Origin of the sequence: Lamprocystis purpurea DSM 4197 (assembly GCF_000379525.1) — a bacterium.
Taxonomy (GTDB): Bacteria; Pseudomonadota; Gammaproteobacteria; order Chromatiales; family Chromatiaceae; genus Thiodictyon; species Thiodictyon purpureum.
This window is the reverse complement of sequence record NZ_KB902525.1, coordinates 26,127-50,742: the sequence shown is the minus strand read 5'-3', so window position 1 is coordinate 50,742 and position 24,616 is coordinate 26,127. Positions and strand designations below refer to the sequence as shown.

Sequence of the window (24,616 nt, the reverse complement as noted above, 5' to 3'; positions counted from 1 at the left end):
CCCGCCACTCAATTGGTGACTTCGCTCGCTGCAGCGCCCGGTCACTCCATTTCGACCTTTGCCTCTGCGCAGGCTACTCCGGAAGAACGCGCGCGCCTGTTCCTGGGGAGTTATGGTGCTGCTTTTGGTATAACCGCCCCCGATCAGATCCAGGTTGAGCGGGTGCTTGGCAGCGATGATGCGGGACTCGAATATGTCCTTTTCCGCCAAATTCACCAAGGCGTTGCGGTGAGCGGCGGCGAGATTCTGATCTATTTGCGCAACGCTGATGTGACCGAGGTCACTGCCACCACCTTGCCTGACCTCGATGCACTGGAAACGACCCCGACGGTGACCTCGCAGGAGGCCTTAGCGGCAGCGCGCGAGGTGCTCGGCAAATATCCTGATGCACTATTGAGTCCTCCGCGATTGGAAATTTTCAATCGCGGCCTGTTTGTGGGCAAACCATCGCCGACCCGCCTCGCCTGGTTTATCGAAGCCACCACCGTTGACGCGCGGGAGTCGCTGTGGGTAGACGCACAACTCGGGGCGGTGCTGTTGCAACTCAAGCAGCCGACCGCCGCCCAAGAGAGGGTCGTTGAAAATACCTCCGACCGCAGTGCCCCATTGCCGAGTCGCGCGTCGGGTGAGACTACGGAAGACAACGACGTCAACGCTGCCGAGGACAGTGCCGGCACTATCTACCAATATTATTCCGAGCGGACCATCCCACTTTTCAATGGTACCAGTCTTATCGCATCAAAGATTAGTGGACCGCCGGTCCCGCCTCCCGGTCATGCGCTTCAGCGCTTAACCGTTGCGGCTCCCGAACCGAACCAGACGGCCGGCGTCAACACGCTGGCAGTTCCGGGTTTTGACTGGTCGTTCGGCTGTTCCGCCACCTCCGGTGCAATGATTGCGGCCTATTATGACCGCAACGGCTTCGCGAACATGTATACCGGTCCTACCAACGGCGGTGTGATGCCTCTGGACAGCAGTTCCTGGCCTGACTGGCAGGATGGGTATGGTGACTGGTACGGCCAATGTCCATTGACCGCATCGCATCAGGGACTGGACGGCAGGACGACCCGCGGCTCGATGAATGATTATTGGGTGGGCTACGGGAACGGAGCCAATGATCCCTATGTTACCGGCGGTTGGACTGCCCATACCTGGGGCGACGCGATCGGTGATTACATGAAGACCAGTCAGTCTGCCTATGGGAATACCGACGGGTCTACCAAATTCTATAGCTGGACCAACCCGGCCACCCCGTTGACCTGCGCCGAAATGGCTGCAAACTCAATCAGCCAGTATGACGGAACCTACGGACGGAAGCTGTTCTATGAAAAGAAGGGTTATCAGGTCACGGACTGCTATAATCAGAATACGGATAACAACGGCGGTGGTTTCACCTTTGCCAAGTACAAGGCGGAGATCGACGCCGGTCGTCCGGTATTTCTCAACCTGGCTGGACATTCGATTGTTGGTATTGGTTATGACTCGGCTGCCAACACTGTCTATCTCCATGATACTTGGGATTACGGTACCCATACGATGACTTGGGGCGGCGCCTACGTGGGTATGTCGCTCATGTCGGTCAGTATTGTCAAAATAACTGCACCCTTGGCTCCGGATTTCGTGGTGACCAACGTTGTCTTATCGCCCGCCAGTCCGAGCGCCGGTGGGACAGTCAGCGCTGCGGTCACAGTGAAGAACCAGGGCGGGGCGGCGGGGGTGCCACGGACGCTGCAGGTCTGGGCCAACCACCAATCCATCGAACCGGGCTGCGGGGCCTTGGGGGACAAGTCCACGACGTTGACGACCAGCCTGGCGGCTGGTGCCAGCCAGACCATCACGGTTAACGGTCTGTCGGCGGGAGCAGTGGGAACCAAGACCCTGCGCGTCTTCGTGGACAGTGGGTGTCTGACCGCGGAATCCAATGAGGCCAACAATCAATTCACCAAGTCTTACACCGTGGTGGCGGCACCAACCCCCGATTTTGTGGTGACCGGCGTCGTCTTGACACCGGGCAGTCCCAACGCCAACGCGACGGTCAGCGCTGCGATCACGGTGAAGAACCAAGGCGCGGCGGCCGGGATACCACGGACGCTGCAGGTCTGGGCGAATCAAACGGACAACCAGCTCTGCGCGGCCGTGGGCGATAAAGCCACGACCTTGACGACGAGCCTTGCGGCGGGCGCCAGCAAGACAGTCACGGTCAGCGGTCTGGCGACGGGTACGGCTGGGACCAAGACCCTGCGCGCCTTCGTGGACAGCGGGTGTCTGACCACGGAAAGCAACGATGACAACAACCAATTCACCAAGGCTTACACTGCTCTCCCGGTGCCGCTCCCCGACTTCGTGGTGACCAGCGTCGTCCTGACGCCGTCAAGCCCGAAGGTCAACGGGACTTTCACCGCCAAAGTGACAGTGAAGAACCAGGGTCCGGGGAGCGGCAATGCGGGCTATCTCGATGTCTGGACGAATCAACCCGCTAGCCAAACCTGTCCGGCGGACGGCAACGCCTATGCCGTGATTGGTACCCTGGCGGCTGGTGCCAGCAAGGCGGTGACTGTCGTCGGACTGCGCGCCGGTGCGGCGGGTACGAAAACCCTGCGGACCTTTGTGGATAGCTATTGTCAAACCGCGGAGGCCAATGACGGCAACAACCAGGCCGTGATGACCTATTCCGTCGTGCCGTAACTGCCCTTACCCATCCGCCACCCAGGGCTGGCGGCGCCGGCGCTTGCAGTTGCCGGCGCTGATGGTTTCCCCGGATGCGAGCGTGCGCCGACCGCGGTGCCGTCTCGCGACGGGGGACCATCCGATGAACTGGCCCGTCAGCCGGCTGTCTGCACGCGCAGTGTCTCTTCTTCCAAGTTCGCAAACGCCTGTGCAATCAGGACCGGGTCTTCGATCCGGGCGGCACGTTCCAAGGCTTCGGTGGCTTCGTCCAGGGCGGGCACGCCGCAATAGCGGGTGGCCCCGCGCATCTGATGGGCATGCTCGGCCAGTCCGACCCAATCGCCTTCGGCGAGATCGGCACGCAGTTCGTTCAGTTCCTCCGGCAGTCCCGCGGCCAGGGCGGCGAACAACTCGGCGGCGAGGTCCGCGTCGCCGCCGGCCGCGGTCAGGGCGGCGACAGGATCACGGGCGGGCAGTTGGGCGAGGCGGGCCCTGACAGGATCGTGGTACAAGATTGCGCTCCTTCCGGTTCGAATCGAACGGCACTGTATCGGTACGACCGGTTCCAGTCCACCGGCGTCGGCGCTGCCCGACTTGGTTGCTCGACAGGGCTGGTGCACAATCTCAGATTACCGATCACCGGCGACCTGCCTGTTCCGAGTCCATCATGACCCAACCCAGCACAACTTATCCAGCCGGCGCGCCCGTGCGTGATCGCACGATCGACCAGTTCATCGGCAACACGCCCCTGGTGCGTCTGCAACGCCTGCCGAGCAACAGCGATAACCGTCTCCTGGTCAAGCTCGAAGGCAGTAATCCGGCCGGCTCGGTGAAGGACCGGCCGGCCCTGAACATGATCCGGTGCGCTCAGGAACGCGGCACCATTCGTCCGGGGGACACACTGATCGAGGCGACCAGCGGCAACACCGGGATTGCGCTCGCCATGGCGGCGGCCATCATGGGGTATCGCCTGGTGCTGATCATGCCCGAGCATATGAGCATGGAGCGGCGGGCGGCGATGAAGAGTTTCGGGGCGGAAATCGTGCTCACGGCCAAGGCGGGCGGCATGGAGGCCGCCATCGATCTGGCCCAGGCGATGGAGACGCAGGGGCAGGGGTTGCGGCTTGATCAATTCTCCAACCCGGACAATCCCGCCGCCCATTACGCATCCACCGGCCCCGAGATCTGGCGCGATACCGCAGGGGACATCACGCATTTCGTCAGCTCCATGGGGACCACCGGGACCATCATGGGCACCGGGCGCTATCTCAAGGAGCAGAACCCGGCAGTGCAGATCGTCGGCGTTCAGCCGGAAGAGGGTTCGAACATTCCGGGTATCCGTCGGTGGCCGCAGGCTTACCTGCCGCGGATCTATGACCCGGCCGGGGTGGACCGGATCATCGATGTCTCGCAAGCCCTGGCCGAGCAGACCACCCGCGATCTGGCAGCGCGGGAGGGGATCTTCGCGGGGGTGTCCTCGGGTGGCGCGGTGGCCGCGGCACTGCGGCTGGCGGAGGAACTCAGCGGGGCGGTGATTGTCGCCATCGTGTGTGATCGGGGTGACCGCTATCTTTCCACCGGGGTCTTTCCGGCGTGATACGGTGTTCCCCGATTCGACGGGTTTCTCATCAGCAGTAAGAACCGCTGCGTCAATAGATCGCTAAAAATATTTTGTCAAAGAAACGCAAACCACTGCCTCAAGGCTTAGTCGAAGTCGAGATCGAGGGTCTGACCCACGAGGGTCGGGGCCTGGCACACTTCGACGGCAAGGCGCTGTTCATCGACAACGCCTTGGCCGGAGAGCGGGTACGCTTCCGCTACACCCGCCTCCAGCGTCGCTTCGATGAGGGCGTCGCCGTCGAGATTCTGCGGGCATCGCCCGAACGGGTCGCGCCGCGCTGCCCCCATTTCGGCATCTGCGGCGGTTGCAGCCTGCAACACCAGGATCCGGCCGCGCAGATTCGCACGAAACAGGAGACCCTCGCCGATGTCTTCACGCGGATCGGCAAGGTCAGCCCCGAGAACTGGCTCGCCCCCTTGGTCGCGGGACATTGGGGGTATCGGCGCAAGGCGCGGCTGGGGGTGAAGCATGTGATCAAGAAAGGCCGTACCCTGGTGGGCTTTCGCGAGCGCGGGACCCCTTATCTGGCCGACCTGAGTGGGTGTGCGGTGCTGCACCCGGCGGTGGGCGAGCGCCTTGCGGTCCTGGCCGAGGCGGTCGGACAACTGAGTATCCGCGATCAGGTCCCGCAGATCGAGATGGCGGTCGGTGAGGCACCCTGCGTCCTGGTGTTTCGCGTCATGGCGCCGCCGACCGACACCGACCTCGCGGTCTTGCAGCGCCTGGGCGAGGATCATGACTACCACATCTATCTCCAGGAGGGCGGAGTGGATACCATCAGGCCCATGCCCGGTCACCAACTGGACTTGCACTATGACCTCCCGCGTCATGGCGTCCGCCTGGAGTTCCTGCCCACGGATTTCACCCAGGTGAATCTGGAGCTGAACCGCCTGATGGTCGATCAGGCGCTCGACCTCCTGGACCCTCAACCGGATGAGCGGGTACTGGACCTGTTCTGCGGGCTCGGTAACTTCAGCCTGCCCTTGGCGCGGCGCTGCGCCGATGTCGTGGGGGTCGAGGCGGATGCCGGGCTGGTGTCACGGGCCGCGGCCAATGCCCGGCGTAACGGGATCGATAACGTGCGCTTCGAAACCGCCGATCTTTACGGTGACCTCGCCGCAGAGCCCTGGCTGCGGGGGTACTACCACAAGGCCCTGCTGGACCCGCCGCGTAGCGGCGCGCTCGAGATGCTCGACTGGTTGCCGCGCTTGGGTGTGCAGCGTATCTGCTATGTTTCTTGTTATCCCAGTACCCTGGCGCGTGACGCGGATCGGCTGGTCAACGGCTTGGGGTACCGGATGGTTCAGGCGGGGGTCATGGACATGTTCCCGCACACCGCCCATGTCGAATCCATGGCGATCTTTGCACGGTCGGAGGAATGAGTAATGGCACTCGAAATCGAGCGTAAGTTTCTGGTAAAAAATGACGCATGGCGTGAAGCGGTCGAGCAGGAGTGGCAGATTGTCCAGGGCTATCTGGCGACGACCGGCACCCTGACCTTGCGGGTGCGGATGAAGGAGGATGATGCCTACCTCACCATCAAGGGACCGCCGCACGGCATCACCCGGTCCGAATTCGAGTACCCCATTCCGCCCGCGGATGCGCAGGCCATGCTGCGCGAACTGGCGATCCTGCCGGTGATTTCGAAGGTGCGTTATCGGGTCCATTACGGCGACCGCATGTGGGATCTGGACGTCTTCAGCGGGTCCAATGAAGGTCTGGAACTGGCTGAGATCGAACTGAAGCGCGCTGACGAGCATGTGTCTCTGCCGCCTTGGGCGGGTGCCGAGGTCACGGCCGATCCGCGTTACTCCAATGCCAACCTGGCACGGCATCCATATAAGGATTGGTGAGGCGGCCGGTATAGCCATCGGACGTGATAGCCGGACGTCGGACGTGATAGCCGGACGTAGCCCCGACACGCGTGTCTGTCCGGATATCAGGTACGAAGGCTATAAATGGCGCCCATGGGGGGGCTATGACCGCGCGGCGTCTTGCCCTCCGTCGGTGGAGCCCTTGATCGTTTCAAACCCGGCCAGCGCTTCCAGCCGCGAGCGCGCCAGATCGACGCTGGGTGGCGGATAGTCGGCCCCCAGGGTCAGGCCGGCCGCGCGTAGCGTCGCGGCGGGGGCGGCCCATGGCTGATGGATGAACTTGTCGGGCAGACCGGCCAACTCCGGGCACCAGCGCCGCACATAGGTGCCTTGGGGGTCGAACCGCTCGCCCTGACGAACCGGATTGAAGACCCGGAAGTAGGGGGCGGCATCGGCCCCGCAGCCGGCAGTCCATTGCCAGCCCAGGGTGTTGGCCGCCAGGTCCGCGTCCACCAGCGTGTCCCAGAACCAGGCGGCGCCGGCCTGCCAGGGCAGGCGCAGATTCTTGGTCAGGAAGGAAGCAACCACCATCCGCACCCGATTGTGCATCCAGCCGGTGTGCCACAGTTCACGCATCCCGGCGTCGACCAGGGGGATGCCGGTGCGGCCTTGTTGCCAGGCGGCGAGCAGTTCGGCAGTGCCCTCGGTGCGCCACGGATAACGGGCGAAGCGCGGGTCGAGGGGATCGGTCGCGGTGTGCGGGAAGTGGTAGAGCAGGTGATGCGCGAACTCCCGCCAGCCGAGTTCGCGCACATAGGCCTCAGCGGCAGGTGCCTCCACCGTCCCGTAGCGCGCGGCGATCAGGGCCAGCACCTGACGCGGGCCGATCTCGCCGAAGTGCAGATAGGGTGAGAGACTGGAGGTGCCCGTGGTGCCGGGAAGGTCCCGACCCTGGGCGTAAGCGTCCAGCGCGCTGTCGAGAAATCGGATCGCACGGTTCATCGCGGCGTCGGCGCCGGGTTGCCAGCGCTTGCGCAGGCCCTGATCCCAGGCAATTCGCGGTAACAGCCCCAGGTTCTCGCTGCGCAGGCTGTCCGCCGCCGGTGCCGGCCGGAATCCGGGCGGTGTCGGCACCGGGGTGCAGCCAGCCAATCCGGGGGACGACTTGCGCCAGAAAGCGCTGTACACTTTGTACGGATCTCCGGTGGCATTCAGGATGGTCCAGGGCTCGCGCAACAGCAGCGCATTGTGGCTTTCGGCTACAAGCCCCTGAGCGCGCAGGGCGAGCTTGATCCGGGTGTCGCGCGCACGGGTGGCCGGATCGTAAAGGCGGTTCCAATAAACGCGGGTCGCGCCGGTCTGCGCTACCCTCCGTTGGATCACCGCGAGTGCCTCGCCGGCGTCGATGACCAGGCGGCTGCCGCGTTCGCGCAGTGAACGATCAAGGTCCTGTAAGCTCCAATGCAGCCACCAGCGACTCGCTGCTCCTGGAGCCCAGGGAATCTCGTCGGCCGGGGCGTGAATATAGAGCGGCAGCACCTGATCATTGTCCGCCATGGCCTGGAGCAGGGCCGGATTGTCAGTGAGGCGCAGATCGCGCCGGAACCAAAGGATTGCGATGTTAGGCATGCTTGAGTCTGACAGGTGGAGGCAGCGTGTGCGCGGCGGCGCGACGCACCGCGTTGCCGCGAACGGGCGGCGCTGTCACGTTGCCGGTCATTGGCGGGAAACTCCGCAAGGGATCATCCAGGTCTGTCATGGGGGGCAGCCGTGACTAAGGATAACAGTTCGGAAGCGTCACGATTGCGTGCGCAGCTGGTCGCGTTGGAAGAGCAGCGTCGTGCTCTGAATGCACGTTTGTCGATGCAGGTCGCCGGCCAAGCGGCGACCGTTCGACCGCCGGCCGCCGCAGATCCAGCGATCCTTAAAGGGATCTTCGTCGGCGAGCGTCCCAGTTCCCCCGATGGGCAACTCGACTGCCTGCGGCGGGTGCTGGCGTGGCGTACCCGTTCGCTGCCACTGCGCGGCATCACGAGCCGAACGGGTGATAGCCGCGGCATCGTCAACCTTTACGTGCCGCTGATGACTGATCTCGCGCTGCCCGAGGAGACGGCGAAACGGGTACTCGTGGAGGCCGGGCGCGGCCTCCCGGTGACCTATCCGGCGTTCGACCCGAATGCCGAGCGCATCCTGGATCGGGATCGGGCGCGCGGCCTCAGCGCGCTGGAAGCGATTTGTTTACGCCGTTCGCTGGTGATCCTGGGTGAGGCCGGCTCGGGCAAATCCACGCTGCTTGCCTTTCTCGCCCACGTCCTGGCGACCGGGGATCGGACCGCACTGCCCGGTTGGCCGGAAACCGAGTGGTCGTGTATCCCGGTGCTCTTGCGGTTGCGCGATTTCAGTACCTGGTTGGCCGCGCAGGACCGGTCGGAGCAGTCCGACAAGCGGTTGGTGTGGGGGTTTCTGCGTTACGAGTTGACCGATCGTAACCTGGGCTTTTGTCTGTCGGCACTGGAAGCGGCGATCCACGAGGGGCGTGCCCTGGTGCTGTGGGACGGGCTGGATGAGGTTCATCCCAGCGGGCTGTCCCAGGTGCGTGCGAGTCTGATCGAGTTTCGTCGGGAGGCACCCAAGTGCCGCTTCGTCCTCACCAGCCGGGTGTTTGCCTACCAGCATCCCGATTGGCGGTTGCCGGAAGCGGAGTTTCCGATCGCCGTCCTGCAGCCCTTCGGGCGCGATCAGGTGGACCGTTTCGCGACCGACTGGTTCCAGGAGTTGAGTGCCCACGGCGCGCTCTTGTTGACCGAGGCGGAGGCTCTGGCGGATACCTTTCGCCAGGAAGTCAGGCGTTCCCATTGCTCGCGCCTGGCATCCAATCCCCTGTTGCTCACGCTCATGGCGCTGGTCTTCACTGATCGTCGTGAACTGCGGGAGGAGCGGGCGCGGTTGTTCGAGGGTGCCGTCGATGTGCTCTTTTCGCGGATGGATCGCGGGTTGGATGCCGAGGATACGCGCATTACCGATCTGCTGCGGGAGGCCCGGCGGGATCGTTGCGATGCCATCAGCCTGTGCGAGCGTCTGTCGACGGTGATACAGCACCAAGGGGGCACCGACCGGTCATCGACCGATCCCGGCCAAGGCGTGGCCGCCGGCGTTGGTGAGACCGAGTTGGTCACCGCGCTGCGGTTGCTGCATCCGCGCCAGGATGTGGACTGGGCGCAATCGCTCACGGAGTTGATCAAGCAGCGCGCTGGTCTACTGTGCGAGGAGCGGCCGGCGGTCTACGACTTCCCGCACCGGGCGATACGCGAGTATCTGGCCGGTTGCGCGGTGGCTCATGCACCGGACTTTGCGCAGCAAGTGGCTGATCGTGTCCATGACCAAACCTACTGGCGCGAGACCATTCTGCATGCGGTCGGCTTCCTGGTCCATAGCCAGCGTGAGGTTGGGCGGCCCTTGGATCTGATCGAGTGCCTGTGTCCACCCGACGCCGACTTGGGCGATGCCTTGTGGCGCCGTGTCTGGCTGGCGGGCGAGGTGGCTATCGCCATCGGCTATGGGCGGGCCGCCGATACGCCACCCGGCGCCAGGAGTGTGCAGCGTGTTCGTCACCGCCTGGCGGCCCTGGTGGAGTCCGGCGCGCTGCATTTGGGGGAGCGGGCGGCCGCCGCGGCCGTGTTGGCCCGACTCGGCGACCCGCGTTTCGAACGTCGGGGTTTCGAACTCCCGGCGCGCTATCACGGCGAACACGAGCGAGCCCTGGGCATGGTGGCGATCAAACCGGGCCAGGTCGTGTTGGGCTGTTCTCCCGATGTGGCCGGGGTGCTGCCCAACGAGCTTGGAGGGGACTTACCGGTCGCACTGGACTATGCCTTCTGGATCGGACGCTACCCGGTCACCGTCGGCCAATTCCGTGTCTTCGTCGCGGCGCGCGGCTATGAACGGCGCGAGTGGTGGTCCGAGTTGGGATGGGTCTGGTGTCATGGTCAGCGGCGTAAGGAGCCGGCGGGTTGGCTGCGTCAGCGCGCCGAGACCAATCGTCCGGTGGTCGGTGTCACCTGGTTTGAGGCGGTCGCCTATGCCGCCTGGCTCGACACCATGTTACGCAAGCGCCGCACCAGTCTGCCGGCCGGCTATGGCCTGCGCCTGCCCACCGAGGCCGAGTGGGCGCTGGCGGCACGTGGCACTCAGGGACGCGTCTATCCCTGGGGCGACCGCTTCGGGGACGGTTGTGCCAACTGCCTCGGGACCCTCGGTGAGCCGTCCGCCGTTGGCCTGTTCCCCCTGGGCGCTACGCCCGAGGGCGTCGCGGACATGGGCGGTAACGTCTGGGAATGGACCCTGAGTCGGGATCGGCCCTATCCATACCAGGTCGGTGACGGCCGTAACGACGCGGATGCCGAGGGCGCGCGCATCGTGCGCGGGGGATCCTTCGACGCGGGTCCGTTGCGGACCAGGACCACGGCCCGCGCGCGCGCGGCGACACGTGAAACCGCGCGGGACATCGGCTTTCGTCTCGTGCTGTCGTTGTCGGATGAGGCGGTTTGACGCGCTTCCCACGCGATATGGCCTGACCGGAGGGCGGGTTGCAAACCCGCCCCCGCCACGCCCCATGCAAAGGCCACCGGCTTCAGCGGCCAAATATCGCATTCGGACGCGATAACCGGACGTAGGGGCGGGTTTCAAACCCGCCCCTACACCAAGGGTCTGTCTGAATATCAGGTACGAAGGCGATATCTCCTTCAGAAACCCTGCCTCAGTTCCCAGGAGCGGGCATCCGCCCGCGGGTCTGACTTGAACTCCGGTCTCTTGGACTCAGGCGATGCGTTGCATCCGTTGCCGAACCCGCCTATCCTTGGTTGCTGCGGTGCAGCAAACGCGCATCGGCGGTATTCGGTGTTCGGTGATCAGGCGTGCCCGATCAACTCGTCCACATGCGTGCTGACGCAGCGCCCCAGGGCCGAGAGGGTGTAGCCTCCCTCCAGACAGGAGACGATGCGCTCCTGGGCATGGCGCCCGGCAAGCTTGTGCAGTTCCCGCGTGATCCAGGCGTAATCCGGTTCACGCAGGTTGAAGTGTGCCATGTCGTCTTCGGCGTGGCCGTCGAACCCCGCCGAGACCAGGATCAGTTCCGGGGCGAAGGCGTCGAGGCGGGGCAGCCAGGCGCGCTCCACGGCGGCGCGGAAGTCGGCCCCGCTGGTGAGTCGCGGCAGGGGCAGGTTGATGATGTTCGGCGCGACCGTATCGGCGCCGGTGCCCGGATAGAAGGGATGCTGGAAACTGGAGCAGAACAGCACCCGCGGGTCGTCGATAAAGATGTCTTCGGTGCCGTTGCCGTGATGCACATCGAAGTCGACGATGGCGACGCGTTTGAGCTGATGCTGTTCCAATGCGTGGGCCGCGCCGACCGCCACGTTGTTGAAGAAGCAGAAGCCCGCCGCGGAACTGCGCCCGGCATGATGACCCGGTGGGCGGACGCAGCAGAACGCGGTCGGATGTTTGCCGCTCATCACCAGATCGACTCCAAGGATGGCGGCGCCGGCGGAGTGCAGCGCGGCCGGCAGGGTGCGGCTGTTCATGGCCGTGTCCCCGTCCACCCAGGCCAGACCCGGACCGGTCGTGGGTGCCGTATCGAAGATCTTGCGAATGTAATCGCGGTCGTGGACGCGTGCCAGTTGCTCGATGCTGGCCTGGGGTGCGTCATAGTGGGTGACCAGCATCTCCATGCCGGAGGCGATCATGCGGTCCTTGATCGCGTGCAGTCGCGCCGGGCACTCCGGGTGGTAGTCACCCATCTCATGCTCTTTGCAGGTATCGTGGGAAATGAAAGCTAAGCTCATGGGCTATCCCCGTCGCGCGACCGCAGCAGTCGATCCGGTCGCAGTGTGACCGGTCAGGCATTGCGGGCGATTCTCGTTACCGATACTTTGGTTGTCCGCCGGGCCTCGTCTGCGCGGCGTCGCTGAAGCTTAACCCTAATTCAGCCCGGGAGGGCAGTCCAGATGCACTTGTCCGATGTCGACCAGTTGTTCACCCCGGGTGCCGTGGCCGTGTTCGGCGCCAGTGACAGCGAGGGTTCTGTCGGTGGTCAGGTTTACCGTAACCTGCTCGGCGGGACCTTCAAGGGGCACAGCTACGCCATCAACCCCAAGTACGACGAGGTCGCCGGGCGGCCCTGCTACAAGGATCTGGTCAGCCTCGACAAGCATGTGGATCTGGCCCTGATCGCGACGCCGGCGGCCCAGGCAGCGGCCATTCTGGAGCAGTGCGGCGCCGCCGGCGTGCGGGTCGCGGTGGTCTACTGCACCGGCTTCGGTGAACACGGAGAGTCCGGCGCGGCCCTCCAGGACCGGTTGGTGGAAGCGGCGCGGCGTAACCGGATCCGGATGCTCGGGCCGAACTGTCTCGGGGTCATGCGCCCCCAGCATGGGCTCAATGCCAGTGTCGGGCCGGACATGCCGCGGCGCGGCAACGTCGCCCTGGTGTCCCAGTCGGGGGCCATCTGCACGGCCATGATCGACTGGTCCGAGCGGCGCGAACTCGGGCTCTCCGCGGTGGTCTCCCTGGGGGCCGCGGCCGATCTGGACTTCGGGGATATCCTCGACTACCTCGCCATGGACGGCCAGACCCAATGCATCCTGCTGTATGTGGAAGGCATCCGCAACGCCCGCCGCTTCATGAGCGGACTGCGGGCGGCGGCGCGCCTCAAGCCGGTGGTGGTGGTCAAGGCCGGCCGCCATCCGGCCGGCAGCCGCGCCGTCAAGTCACATACCGGGGCCTTCGTCGGCTCGGACGATGTCTTCCGGGCGGTCACCGAGCGGGCCGGTGTGGTCCAGGTGGATCATCTGGAGGAACTGTTCGCCGCCGCCCAGGTGTTCGGTACCGGCCGGCGGCTGACTGGTGAGCGCATCGCCATCATCACCAACGGGGGCGGACCCGGGGTGCTCGCCGCGGACCGTGCCCAGGATTTGGGGCTGTCGCTGGCGACCCTGTCGGAGACGACCAACCAGACCCTGGAACAGGCCCTGCCGGCGCACTGGTCGCACGGCAACCCGGTCGACATCATGGGCACCGCCACCCCGGAACGCTACCGCATCGCCATTGACGCCTGCCTGGCCGATCCGGGCGTCGACGGGGTCCTGGTCATCCTGGCCCCGCTGACGTCCGGCGACCCGCAGGGCACCGTGGAGCAGGTGATCGAGGCGGTGAAAAAGACCAAGAAGCCCGTCCTCACCTGCTGGATGGGCGGCAAGCGCGTGGCCGCCGCCAAGGCGCTGCTTGCCGAATATCATATCCCGCAGTTCGAGACCCCGGAGTTGGCCATCGAGGCCATGTCCTTCCTCGCCCGTCACCTGCGTAACCAGCGTCTCCTGATGCAGTCGCCGGAGCCCATCTCCCAGGAAGATAGCCCGGATGTGGAAGGGGCGCGCCTGATCATCGAGGGGGTGATGGCCGAGGGGCGCAAACAGCTCGGCATCATCGAGGCCAAAGCGATCCTCGCCGCCTTCCGCATTCCCACCATGCAGGCCGTCTTGGCACGCACCGCCAACGAGGCCCTGATGGCGGCGGAGGCGGTCGGCTTCCCGGTGGTGGTCAAGATTCACTCGCCGGATTTGAAGTACAAGTCCGACGTGGACGGCGTGGCCCTCAACATCACCGATGCCCAATCGGTCCGGCGGATCTTTACCGAGATCGTGGAGCGCGCCGCGCGCTTGCGTCCGGATGCCCACATCGAAGGCGTGACGGTGGAGCATATGGTTTCCAAACGCGCCGCCCGCGAACTGATGATCGGGGTCACCCGCGATCCGATTTTCGGGCCGGTGATCAGCTTCGGGGCCGGCGGCACCGAGGTGGATATGCTGGAGGATCAGGCGTTGGGGCTCCCCCCGCTCAACGCCTTCATCATCCAGACCATGATCGACCACACCCGTGTCTCGCGGCTCATGGCGGCCCGCAACCAGATTCCGCCCATGAACCGGGTGGCCTTGACGCGCACCCTGCAGCGTGTCTCGGAGATGGTCTGCGAACTGCCCGAGATCATCGGCATGGAGATCAATCCATTGATTGGAAATGATAAGGAAGTCATCGCGGTGGACGCCCGCATCGTCGTCAACTACCGCCCGCCGCAGCAGACCACCTACGGGCACATGGCGATCCATCCCTACCCGGTGACCCTCATCGAGCACGTCCAACTGCCGGACGGCAAAGAACTGGTGATCCGCCCGATCCGCCCGGAGGACGCCAACATGACGCAGGAGTTCGTCCGCGGGCTGTCCGAGCAGACCAAGTACTTCCGCTTCATGCAGGCCGTCAAGGAGCTGACACCCGAGATGCTGGTGCGCTTCACCCAGATCGACTATGACCGTGAACTGGCGCTGATCGGGGTGGTCGAACAGGACGGCGCCGAGGTCCAGGTGGGGGTGTCGCGCTACATCTCGCGCCCCGGCGGGGAGGTGTGCGAGTTCGCCATCGTGGTCGCCGACAACTGCCGCAACCTCGGTATCGGCGCGCGCCTGATGCGCTCCCTGATGGCGAACGCCCGGCTGCGCGGGTTCCGCATTATGGACGGCGAGGTCCTGACCGCCAACAGCCGCATGCTGGCCCTGATGAAGTCGCTCGGGTTCCGCATCGAGAACGATCCGCAGGATCCGGCGATCAAGTTGGTGGCCAAGGTGTTGTGACGCGGTCCGGCAGGCAAGGGAGAAACAAAACGCAAGCGTTTTAAAACGGTTTTGTTATATCGGCCGCGGGGTGAACGTGCTCGTGCTGGTCGCGGCGATCATAGTCAGTACGTTGCAACAGCGAGTCCGGGGCACGGTTCCGTCCGGGTGCAAACCGCGTTCGGCCTTGTTTGTCGTCCTCGCAGTCGCTACCATCATTGCAAGCGAACGGTGTCGGCCGTTTGCGTACTGTATCCGTCATCCGCGGTTCCACGCATGTTTTCGCTGGAAAACCGGTTTGAATCGGGGTTATTCATGTGGTCGATCGCTGGCTTCAGGTATCGATCGTGTACGTCAATATCATGAAACATGCCCCGTTGATCGAGGATCGGTTGCCGATTCCATTGGGGCGGGATGGCAAACATGTCGGATCTCTCAGAGTCGGGTGGTTACCCCGCGGCAGCGGCGACCCTGCCGCTCACGTTCGATGACCGGTTGTCCAAAGAGGTCGAAGAGTTAAGCGAAGAAACCGGCGTCAAAAAAGCCAATAATCCGCCGCTCACCACCTTCGTGCTCGGGATTCTGGCCGGCGCATTCATTGCGTTCGGTGCCTATTTTGCCGTCATCGTGTCGACCGGTGCAGCGGATGTTTGGTACGGCGGCATCCAGTTGCTCAAAGGGATCGCCTTCTCGATGGGGCTGGTGCTGGTCATTGCCGGCGGGGCCGAGCTCTTCACCGGGAACATTCTCATCGTCATGGCCTACGCGAGCCGTAAGGTCACGCTCCAGCGCATGCTGCGCAACTGGGGTCTCGTCTTTGTCGGCAATTTTGTGGGCGCGGTGGGGACGGCGGTGTTATTGATCCTGACCGGGGTCTACACCTCGGCCGGCGGCGATCTGGGGGTTGCCTCACTGAAGATCGCGGCAGCGAAGGCCGCGCTGGACCCTGGTGAAGCCTTCTTCCGCGGCATCATGTGCAACGTCCTGGTGTGTATCGCCATCTGGGTGGCGCTCACCGCCCGGACGATCGGCGGCAAGATCGCCGCGCTGACCATGCCGATTGCGATGTTTGTCGCGGCCGGATTCGAACACTGCGTCGCCAACATGTTCTTCCTGCCCTATGCGCTCTTGCTGTCCTGGTGGGACCCCGGATTCGTGGCGAGCGTCGCCGAGCATGTGCCCCACCTGGATGCGCTGACCTGGTGGAATTTCCTCTACAGCAATCTGACTTACGTGTCGCTGGGCAATATCGTCGGCGGGGGCGTTTTCGTGGGGATGGCGTACTGGGTGATCTACAAGTATTTGCCGCGATAAGTCACAAGTCGGAATTGTCGTTGTCGTTGTCGTTGTCGTTGTCGTTGTCGTTGTCGTAATCGTCATCGGATAAGCGACTCTAACCTTGGCACGAGTAGCCGAAACGAAGCGGTGCGAACGCATCCTCGCGAGGATTATCAATTCGATTACGACAACGACAACGACAACGCGCGACACGCCGAAGGCGTTTCCGAATGGACTTGTGAAGCGCAGGAGATTCCCAGGGACAAGCATCCCGACCGCGCATGCCGGTGGGCTGTAGGCGCCGCTGTACGGGCTGCTGTAGGGGCGACTTCAGTCGCCCCGACACGTCGGTAGGTCCGTCCGTTCCCGGAATTCACCTGAGTGCCATTCTTGCCCGACCAGAATTCCACGGGTAACATCCCGGCAACGCACCCTCAGTCACTCCCAACGACATGGACGACGACCCCCGCAAGCCACTTCCGAACCTCGACGACTCCCTGTCCGCACCGGACGACACCCCGCCGGCGGCGATCGAGGCCTTCATTAGCCGCTGGCAACACGCTAACGGCACCGAACGCGCCAACTACCAACTGTTTCTCACTGAACTGTGCACCCTCTTGGACCTGCCGCGGCCCGAGCCGGCGCGCGAGGACCATCAGGACAACGCCTACTGCTTCGAACGCCGGGTCATCTTTGAGCACGGTGACGGCAGCCGGAGCCAGGGGTTCATCGATCTCTACCGCCGCACCTGCTATGTCATGGAGTGCAAGCAGACCGGGCTCGGACTCGACACCACCGGTTGGGACAAGGCCATGCTGCGCGCCCATGGTCAGGCCGTGCAGTATGCCCGCGGCCTGCCCGCCGCCGAAGGCCGGCCGCCCTTCGTGGTGGTGGTCGATGTCGGGCGCAGCATCGAACTCTACAGCGAATTCAGCCGCAGCGGCGGCGCCTACATCCCCTATCCCGACCCGCGCTCGCACCGCATCCGGCTGGAAGACCTGCGCCGCCCCGACATCCGCGCCCGCCTGCGCGCCGTCTGGCTCGACCCCCTGTCACTCGACCCCAGCCGCCGCGCCGCCCGTGTCACCCGCGACATCGCCGCCCGTCTGGCGCGCCTGGCCTGCTCACTGAAAGCCGCCGGCCACCCGCCGCAACTGGCCGCCGCCTTCCTGATCCGCTGTCTCTTCACCCTGTTCGCCGAGGACATCGGCCTGCTGCCCAAGGCCGCCTTCACCGACCTGCTGCGTTCAGTGCGCGACACGCCCGCGCAATTCGTCCCGCTCACCGAACACCTGTGGCGCGACATGAACACCGGCACCCCCTTCTCGGTGATCCTGCGCGAACGCTGCCTGCGTTTCAATGGCGGCCTCTTTGCCGAGGCTCCGGCCCTGCCGCTGGCGCGCGACCAACTCGACCTGCTGATCGACGCCGGCCGCGCCGACTGGCGCCACGTCGAACCCGCCATCTTTGGCACCTTGCTGGAGCGCGCGCTCGACCCCCAGGAGCGCCACCAACTCGGCGCTCATTACACGCCGCGCTCCTATGTCGAGCGACTGGTGCTGCCCACCGTCATCGCACCGCTGCGCGACGAATGGACCGCCGTGCACAGCGCCGCCTTCAGCCTGCACGAGCAGGGCAAGCCCGACGAGGCGATCAAGCTCGTCGCCGCCTTCCAAGTCCGGCTGGCCAATGTGCGGGTCCTGGACCCCGCCTGCGGCTCGGGCAACTTCCTCTATGTCACGCTCGAACACCTCAAGCGCCTGGAAGGCGAGGTGCTCGACACCCTGGAGTCGCTCGGTCAGCGGCAACTGCTGATGGCGATGGAAGGGGTCAGTGTCGACCCGCACCAGTTGCTCGGTCTGGAGCTCAACCCGCGCGCCGCCGCCATTGCCGAGATGGTCCTGTGGATCGGCTATCTGCAATGGCACTTTCGGACCCACGGCGCGGTCAATCCGCCGGAACCGGTGATCCGCGACTTCCGCAACATCCAGTGCCGCGACGCCGTCCTCGACGCCGACTGTGTGGAGTTCGTCACCGATGCCGCCGGCCAAGCCATCACCCGCTGGGACGGGCGCACCACCAAGCCCCATCCGGTGACCAGCGAGCCGGTCCCGGATGAAACCGCCCGCGTCGCGCTGGAGCGCTATGTCAATCCGCGCCCGGCGCAGTGGCCCGAGGCGGATTTCGTGGTCGGCAATCCGCCGTTCATCGGCGCGTCCACCCTGCGCCGCGCACTCGGCAACGGCTATGTGGAGGCCCTGCGCGCCGCCTGGCCCGAGGTCCCCGAGTCCGCCGACTATGTGATGTACTGGTGGGAACGCGCCGCCGCCCTGACGCGCGCCGGCCACCTGCGCCGCTTCGGGTTCATCACCACCAACAGCCTGCGCCAGACCTTCAACCGGCGCGTGCTGGAGCGTCATCTCAGCGCCGCCGAGCCCTTGTCGCTGTGCTACGCGGTGCCGGATCACCCCTGGGTGGATGCGGCCGACGGGGCCGCAGTGCGTATCGGCATGACCGTCGGCCAGGCGGGGACCTTTCAGGGTGTGTTGGAGCGGGTGACGGCCGAGCGCCCCGGCCAGGGCGAGGGACTGGAGGTCGATCTGGAGCGCACCGAGGGACCCATCCATACCGACCTGCGGATCGGGGCGGATGTGGCGGCCTGTGCGGTGCTACAGGCTAACCGGGACATCAGTAACCCCGGTGTAAAATTACACGGGGCTGGATTTATCGTGACGCCAAATGAGGCTGTCACTTTAGGTCTGGGGCGAGTGAAAGACCTGGAGAATCACATCCGCGTCTATCTCAATGGCCGCGACCTGACCCAGACGCCGCGCGGGGTTATGGTCATCGACCTGTTCGGACTCACCGTCGATGAGGTCAGGAGTCGCTTTCCGGAGGTCTATCAACGCGTACTGGAACGCGTGAAACCAGAGCGAGACCAGAACAAGCGCCAAAGCCGGAAGGACAATTGGTGGCTTTTCGGCGAAACCAATCCGAAACTGCGATGGCAACTCGCCGGGCTAGGACGCTACATTGCCACCGTCGAGACCGCCAAGCACCGCACCTTCTGCTTCTTGGAGCAGTCCGTCCTGCCCGACAACATGCTGATCGCGATCGCCCTGGACGACGCCTGGACGTTGGGAGTCCTGTCCAGTCGCGTCCATGTGCTCTGGGCACTCGCAACCGGCGGTACCCTCGAAGACCGCCCCCGCTACACCAAGACCCGCTGCTTCGAAACCTTTCCGTTTCCGGCTCCGGACGCGCCGCACCAGGCCCGCATCCGTCAACTGGCCGAGGATCTGGACGCGCACCGCAAACAGCGCCAGGCGCTGCATCCGGGCCTGACCATGACCGGGATGTACAACGTCCTGGAGCACCTGCGCACTGGTGCGCCCCTGAGCCCCAAAGACCGGGTGATCCATGAGCAAGGTCTGGTCGCGGTCCTGCGTCAGCTCCATGACGAGCTCGACGCCGCCGTACTGGCCGCCTATGGCTGGGACGACCTGACCGCGGCCCTGTCGGCACCGCGCCCTGTAGGATGCGGTGACGCAGGAACCGCATCAGGGGAAACCGCGTCCCCCACCCCGCCCGCCGCCGTTGAGGAGATCATCCTGCACCGCCTGGTCGCACTCAACGCCGAGCGCGCCGCCGAGGAGCGCCGCGGCCTCATCCGCTGGCTACGCCCGGAGTTTCAGCACCCCGCGGGCACCGGCGCGGTCGCCGCGGAATTGGCACCGGACGCCGCCGCCGCGGTCGGCACCGGACCCAAGCCGGACTGGCCCAAGACCCTGCCCGAGCAATTCCAGGCGCTGCGCGCGGCACTCGCCGCCCGCGCCGCTCCGGTCACCGCCGCCGACCTGGCCCAGGGCTTCACCCGCGCCCCCCGCGCCAAAGTCGCCGAACTCCTTGACACCCTCGCCAGTCTCGGCCACGCCCGCCGGTTGGACGATGGGCGTTATCTGGCCGGCTAGGCCCGGTCGGAGGGGCGCGCCGGGTACTTTATCCTAAGGTAATTTCCGGAACACCGGATACCAACCACCATCGGCTCGGATGTAGGTGCGACTTCAGTCGCACCGATTCGGACGCAGTTGGTAGGATGGGCAGAGCGCAGCGATGCCCATCGCTCGGCTCCGCGGTGACCGGATGGGCATCGCTGCGCTCTGCCCATCCTACGGCAACTGGTCGATCACCACGCGGGTGACTTGTTTGACCGATCGATCTCATTTCGGATCGGTCTTGGTCTCGAAGCGGTCGGAGACGGCCATCTCCAGGGCCATGGCAATCCCGGCCATGGCGGGGCTGAGGTCGCCGAGCTTGGCCTGGATGCGCCGCAGTTCGGCGCGCACCTGGTCGTCTTGCACCGTGGTGGTGATCATGGGGAATCCGGCCGCTTGGGCGTCGCCAGCAATGACACCGGGTCGAACGTCCCGAGCGACTGATCCGCCCAGGTCAGATTCAGCAGCGCGGCCTGTTCCTGAATCAACCCGATCAGGTCGCTGTAGGCGAACGCCTGGCCCTGCGCGTGCGCACTGCCGCCCGCCGCCTCCTCCCGGGCCCGTTGGCCGGCGGTGATCGCGTGAGTCATGACCTCTTCGAGGATCGCCTGCGTTTTATCCACGTCCACTGTCGAACACCTGTAACAGCATCATCAGAATGTCGCGCTGCTCGGTTTGCGCGCGATGTCTTCCGGGCACTTCCGGCTGACGCACCGTGCCACGTCGGCCGCACTGGGGCTTTCCGGGTACGTCCTCTATTTCCCCCTTTTCCTAGTCCTGGGGGACAAGTGCTATTTGAACTTTTGTGTCCCTTGAAAGGCTACTCAGAAATACGGACTCACGTGGCATGTGTGGCATATTTGACCACGGGTCCATCCAGCCACGCTCAGTATTAAGGAGATAGTGTCCACTACCTTTGTACCGTCCCCACGTCTCAGACAGAAATACTATACTCCCAAGTGGAAAATTCGTTAGGTCCGTTGTTGCCAATACACAAATTCCTGCATCCTGAAGAACGCTCATGATTGGCTCAAGTTCTAACCCTCCTGGATCGATAGGGCTCCCTTTATATTCTTCCAGTCGCTTTTTTGCTTCATCGTACTTAATCCCAAGCTTCGACGCCACGCAAGCGACGCCGCATCCCCACTCGTCTTCCTGTGTTACGAGTCGATTTCTCTCCATAATTGATACCCCTGATTTATCCTGGCTAGTATTGGTCTTATCGTTAAGTCGGTCTCGCCAGACCGCGGGGCGGCGAAGTAGGTCTACCCGCTTCAGACGTACCTGTGAGGCTCCATCCGCCCGTGCAGCACGCGCACGATCTCTATCAACTGTAGCGCATCGCCATGAGCTCGAAAGTAGATCACATGGCTCTGCTGTGGGTAGCTATAGAGCCCGTCGGCGATGTCCGGCCGAGCCTTCCACAGCGAAGGGTTGTTGCAGAGCCAATCGAAACGGCTCACCAAGGAATCGACATACCGATCGGCCTGATCAAAATTCCATTGTTCGGCGGAGTACACCCAGATCTCAGCGAGATCCACTTCCGCCCTGGACGACAGCCGATAGATCACTTCTTGGCGAGTTGCTCGCGGCCAGCGGCCTTGATCCGCGCGGCGAGCGTCGGCAGATCGTCAGCTTCATAGTCGGTGCACGCACCGCGCTCAAGGTCCGCGAGCCCCAGATTGATCTCCGCGCGGAGCTGGCGAAGCTTGATGTCGTTCAACGCGTCGTACTCCTCCTTGGAGACCACGACAGCGACGGCCCGACCGTGGCGCTCGATGACCACGGGCTCACGCCTGGCGGTCTCCAGCAGTTGGCCGAAGCGGGCTTTGGCGTTGTCGGCGGAAACGTGTTGCATGAGGATTTAAGAGAACGTGGTCTAGTGCGGCGGTAAAAATAGGCCGATCCAGACTTGGCTGCAAGCAGAAACCGCGGGTGTGGTTCCTGAGGGCCGGGGTCAGGCCGTGCTCTCCGGCGCAAGGTATCTGGGGTCGAAGGAGGGCGGCGAGTCGCACAGCGCCTGGGATCACGCCCTGTGACCCTGCACTCCGTAGGCAGCCTCAGCCGCCGAACCCAGGCGCGTCCGTGCGGGCGCGTCAGCGGGTAGCGCCTCGAACCAGGCGCTGTTGTCCAGCGCATCCGTTCTGGCCTTCGCCCAACCCGCGTCCTGCGGCAGCGAATCGCCCTTGTCGCCCCCGCGCCGCGAACCGCATGACCGCAAATGCCGCGCGCGGCTGCCCAATCGCCCACCTGCCGGACATCGGCTATACTTTCCCAATGGAAACGATCTTCGACCACGCTCCGACCCCCGATGAACTGCGGTATCTGGCCGACCCAGACGCGACGGCGTATCGGGCGCGCGTCACCGCAGACGAAGCGCTGGAAGCGCTGAGCATGTTGTTCGCCATGCGTGGCGACGCGGAGCGGTCGGCCGCCTATGCTCGCCGGATGTCTGACCAGGATTACGTCAGGTTCAACCTGCTGAATCATGACCTGATCGCCCCCACCAGCGTTAAGAAACGCGTCTCATCGGGCATCGCCAAGGCGTCTAAAGCCGCCTGAATTGGACTCCTCGGATAGCCGCTACGCCGGGCCAGCATCGTCGCGACGTGTCGCGTGCCCTCCAATAGATCGGCCGCCCGGTTGATCGTCGCCAGGTCTCCCGCGAGGTCCAGCGGCTCCGACCCGCATTCCTGAATCACCCGCCAAAGTCGGCTGACGGTCGCGGCGTAACCATATCCGCTGTTCAGCACCCACGCTTGGTGCGTTGCCTGCCCGCCTAATCGGTCGACGAAGCGCGGGTACGTCAACCGGGCCACGGCCTGGTTCAGCGTTTCGGCAAAGCGGCGCACTGGGTGCGCCGACGGCAACGCGACCACCGCATCCATCCCCGTTTGCCGGTTGTGCCAAATCTCATGCCACAGGGATTCAAGCGCGTATTCCTCGTCCCGCGTCATCACCGGGCGCTGTTTGTCGGCGCATTTGGCCAAGGCGCCGAACAGGTCCCGCGCGAGTTGAAGGTGCCATGCTCGATCTCGCGGAACCAGAACCCGCCCTTGCCGTTGGTTGCCATGTAGAAATCGTCTGCCGGGCCGCCTTCCAGCACGAAGTCGACGCCGTGCGGCAGGTCGCCCGGCAGCCGATAGGCGTACTCCCGCAGCAAGGTCTGAAGGGTGCCCAGATCTTGGACCGGGAACCGTCGTGCGAGCCCCGGCACCGGCCAGGCGGCCCGCACGTCGTCAATCTCGATGTCGCGTTTGGTCATCAGGCGATGATCCAGGCGCGACACCTGTTGCGCAACCGCCCGAGCTAACCCCGCCAGCGGCGATTGATCAATCGTGATGCCCCACCCGGGCCGGCACTGGCGCGGCAACCTGGCACTCGTCCCACGGCGGGCGGCGGTGGGGCGGGGTTGGTCAGGTGCTGCTCCTTGTCGGGGTCCGCGGGCGGGGCTATGCTAAGCGGGTACCGACTGGTCAACGAAGCTCCTGTTATTGCGTGATCAGTAACCAGCCGGGGCCGTGCGGTAAACAGGCTCCCGCATCGTCACATCATGTCGGGCGCAGGTAGACGACGCGCTTCTCTTCTCTCTATTTGCACCGCGCTGTGGAGTCGCATCATGGATTACCGGGATCGCATCACGATCGAGCCGGACAAGCGCGCCGGCAAACCGTGCATCCGCGGCCTACGCATTACCGTCTACGATATCCTGGGCTACCTGGCATCAGGGATGAGCGAGGCCGAGGTCCTTGAGGATTTTCCGGTGTTGGAGCCGGAAGACATCCGCGCGGCGCTTGCGTTCGCCGCAGACTTCTGCCCATCCTACGGCAACGGCGGTTTCGTCGGGTGGATCAGCGCAACGCATCCAGCCCGTAGGGGCGAGGAACGAACCCCAACCAAGCGGACTCTTCTCCCCCAGTGCGCCGCTAAGTCGGTGCCCACAGGTCATCGAGACTGATCGTTGCCGCCTCGAAGGGTGGAACCGACACCCGTGCACCGCCGGCGAAACGCCCGATTTCGCGCCAGACTCCGCCATCCAGGGCGTAGGCTTCCAGGGTGTGCGCACGCGGATCGATCAGCCAGGCGTAGGCGACCCGGAACTGGGCGTAGATGGGCATCTTGACCTCGCGATCCTTGCTCTCGGTGGAGGGCGACAGGACCTCACAGACCCAATCCGGCACGACGGTAAAGCGATGATCCGTGGGAATCAGCGGCAATCGGCTACAGCGCCAACCCGCCAGGTCGGGGACGTCGACTTCCGCGTTGTGGATGAAATGAAGTTCAGGCGCGTCGATGATCCACCAGCCCCCAGGACCGCCCCGGCCCCGCTGGAAGGGGCCGATCAGGTCATATCCGAGTGACGAGGCAGTGAAACCATGCGGACCGCTCGGGCGCGGCTGGGCGTAGAGTTGGCCGTTGAGAATTTCCCCGGTCAGCCCTTCGGGCAGGGCCTCAAGTTGTTCGTACAAGGTCGGCCGCGGTTGTGGACGCGCGCTCATGATGGGCTCCTCGTGTGGTTGCCAAGGAACGCTAGCCCCCGGTGGGCGACACTGTCAACCCGTTGATCCTGGCATCATCACC

20 protein-coding genes are annotated in these 24,616 nt (G+C 64.5%); 10 read left to right on the top strand and 10 right to left on the bottom strand.

Annotated elements, in window-relative coordinates; genetic code table 11:
• Positions 1–2,685: CARDB domain-containing protein (locus tag A39O_RS0123235; RefSeq protein WP_211211695.1), on the top strand; the 2,685-nt coding region annotated here is incomplete at its 5' end.
• 137 nt (positions 2,686–2,822) lie between these two features.
• On the opposite strand, the gene A39O_RS0123230 is transcribed toward A39O_RS0123235, so the two are convergent.
• Positions 2,823–3,179 carry an Hpt domain-containing protein gene (locus A39O_RS0123230; RefSeq protein WP_020507066.1) on the bottom strand — a complete coding sequence of 119 codons (357 nt, stop codon included), beginning with the start codon at positions 3,177–3,179 and terminating at the stop codon, positions 2,823–2,825.
• 155 nt (positions 3,180–3,334) lie between these two features.
• Between A39O_RS0123230 and cysM the strand changes: the two genes are divergently transcribed.
• From cysM to A39O_RS0123215, 3 genes are all read left to right on the top strand, one after another.
• Positions 3,335–4,264 (top strand): cysteine synthase CysM, encoded by a 930-nt coding sequence (gene cysM, locus A39O_RS0123225; protein ID WP_020507065.1) that lies wholly within the window; start codon positions 3,335–3,337, stop codon positions 4,262–4,264.
• A 74-nt stretch (positions 4,265–4,338) separates the two neighbouring features.
• Entirely contained in the window at positions 4,339–5,670 is a 1,332-nt protein-coding gene (gene rlmD, locus A39O_RS0123220) for a 23S rRNA (uracil(1939)-C(5))-methyltransferase RlmD (protein ID WP_020507064.1), read from the top strand.
• Positions 5,671–5,673: 3 nt separating this feature from the next.
• Positions 5,674–6,141: a CYTH domain-containing protein gene (locus A39O_RS0123215; RefSeq protein ID WP_020507063.1), complete on the top strand. Its 468-nt coding sequence runs from the start codon at positions 5,674–5,676 to the stop codon at positions 6,139–6,141.
• Between the two features lie 123 nt (positions 6,142–6,264).
• Here A39O_RS0123215 and A39O_RS0123210 read toward each other — a convergent pair whose 3' ends face one another.
• Positions 6,265–7,731: a cryptochrome/photolyase family protein gene (locus tag A39O_RS0123210; protein ID WP_020507062.1), complete on the bottom strand. Its 1,467-nt coding sequence runs from the start codon at positions 7,729–7,731 to the stop codon at positions 6,265–6,267.
• 174 nt (positions 7,732–7,905) lie between these two features.
• On the opposite strand from A39O_RS0123210, the gene A39O_RS37025 reads away from it, so the two are divergent.
• Positions 7,906–10,650, top strand: a complete 2,745-nt coding sequence (locus A39O_RS37025) for an SUMF1/EgtB/PvdO family nonheme iron enzyme (RefSeq protein WP_051088875.1) — start codon at positions 7,906–7,908, stop codon at positions 10,648–10,650.
• Positions 10,651–11,009: 359 nt separating this feature from the next.
• On the opposite strand, the gene A39O_RS0123200 is transcribed toward A39O_RS37025, so the two are convergent.
• Positions 11,010–11,942, bottom strand: coding sequence for a histone deacetylase family protein (locus A39O_RS0123200; RefSeq protein WP_026199679.1), 933 nt, complete (start codon positions 11,940–11,942; stop codon positions 11,010–11,012).
• Positions 11,943–12,104: 162 nt separating this feature from the next.
• Between A39O_RS0123200 and A39O_RS0123195 the strand changes: the two genes are divergently transcribed.
• Complete coding sequence (locus A39O_RS0123195; protein ID WP_020507059.1) at positions 12,105–14,783, top strand: bifunctional acetate--CoA ligase family protein/GNAT family N-acetyltransferase; 2,679 nt, start codon at positions 12,105–12,107, stop codon at positions 14,781–14,783.
• A gap of 194 nt (positions 14,784–14,977) precedes the next feature.
• On the opposite strand, the gene A39O_RS0123190 is transcribed toward A39O_RS0123195, so the two are convergent.
• The gene (locus A39O_RS0123190) at positions 14,978–15,187 is read right to left on the bottom strand and encodes a hypothetical protein (protein ID WP_020507058.1); all 210 of its coding nucleotides are present in this window, start codon (positions 15,185–15,187) and stop codon (positions 14,978–14,980) included.
• Here A39O_RS0123190 and A39O_RS34785 point away from each other — a divergent pair.
• Together A39O_RS34785 and A39O_RS0123180 are read left to right on the top strand one after the other, a co-directional pair.
• Positions 15,186–16,076 carry a formate/nitrite transporter family protein gene (locus A39O_RS34785; RefSeq protein ID WP_020507057.1) on the top strand — a complete coding sequence of 297 codons (891 nt, stop codon included), beginning with the start codon at positions 15,186–15,188 and terminating at the stop codon, positions 16,074–16,076. The genes A39O_RS0123190 and A39O_RS34785 overlap by 2 nt on opposite strands.
• Positions 16,077–16,492: 416 nt before the next feature.
• Complete coding sequence (locus A39O_RS0123180) at positions 16,493–20,011, top strand: class I SAM-dependent DNA methyltransferase (protein WP_020507056.1); 3,519 nt, start codon at positions 16,493–16,495, stop codon at positions 20,009–20,011.
• Between the two features lie 249 nt (positions 20,012–20,260).
• Here A39O_RS0123180 and A39O_RS41180 read toward each other — a convergent pair whose 3' ends face one another.
• From A39O_RS41180 to A39O_RS0123160, 4 genes are all read right to left on the bottom strand, one after another.
• Positions 20,261–20,416 carry a phage virion morphogenesis protein gene (locus tag A39O_RS41180; RefSeq protein ID WP_020507055.1) on the bottom strand — a complete coding sequence of 52 codons (156 nt, stop codon included), beginning with the start codon at positions 20,414–20,416 and terminating at the stop codon, positions 20,261–20,263.
• Positions 20,413–20,664, bottom strand: a complete 252-nt coding sequence (locus tag A39O_RS0123170) for a hypothetical protein (protein WP_020507054.1) — start codon at positions 20,662–20,664, stop codon at positions 20,413–20,415. Before A39O_RS0123170 ends, A39O_RS41180 begins: the two co-directional genes overlap by 4 nt.
• A 645-nt stretch (positions 20,665–21,309) precedes the next feature.
• Positions 21,310–21,606, bottom strand: a complete 297-nt coding sequence (locus tag A39O_RS0123165; protein ID WP_020507053.1) for a type II toxin-antitoxin system RelE/ParE family toxin — start codon at positions 21,604–21,606, stop codon at positions 21,310–21,312.
• Positions 21,603–21,893, bottom strand: a complete 291-nt coding sequence (locus tag A39O_RS0123160) for a type II toxin-antitoxin system Phd/YefM family antitoxin (protein WP_020507052.1) — start codon at positions 21,891–21,893, stop codon at positions 21,603–21,605. The genes A39O_RS0123165 and A39O_RS0123160 overlap by 4 nt, the downstream gene beginning before the upstream one ends.
• Positions 21,894–22,246: 353 nt before the next feature.
• Here A39O_RS0123160 and A39O_RS0123155 point away from each other — a divergent pair, with 353 nt between their 5' ends.
• On the top strand, positions 22,247–22,597 hold the full coding sequence (locus tag A39O_RS0123155; RefSeq protein ID WP_020507051.1) for a hypothetical protein: 351 nt from the start codon (positions 22,247–22,249) through the stop codon (positions 22,595–22,597).
• Between the two features lie 394 nt (positions 22,598–22,991).
• Here the strand turns inward: A39O_RS0123155 and A39O_RS0123150 are convergent, their stop codons facing one another.
• Positions 22,992–23,300 carry a hypothetical protein gene (locus A39O_RS0123150; protein ID WP_020507050.1) on the bottom strand — a complete coding sequence of 103 codons (309 nt, stop codon included), beginning with the start codon at positions 23,298–23,300 and terminating at the stop codon, positions 22,992–22,994.
• 354 nt (positions 23,301–23,654) lie between these two features.
• Between A39O_RS0123150 and A39O_RS43850 the strand changes: the two genes are divergently transcribed.
• The gene (locus A39O_RS43850; RefSeq protein WP_020507049.1) at positions 23,655–23,993 is read left to right on the top strand and encodes a DUF433 domain-containing protein; all 339 of its coding nucleotides are present in this window, start codon (positions 23,655–23,657) and stop codon (positions 23,991–23,993) included.
• Here A39O_RS43850 and A39O_RS0123140 read toward each other — a convergent pair.
• On the bottom strand, positions 23,962–24,534 hold the full coding sequence (locus A39O_RS0123140; RefSeq protein WP_020507048.1) for a Uma2 family endonuclease: 573 nt from the start codon (positions 24,532–24,534) through the stop codon (positions 23,962–23,964). The genes A39O_RS43850 and A39O_RS0123140 overlap by 32 nt on opposite strands.
• Positions 24,535–24,616: the final 82 nt, after the last annotated feature.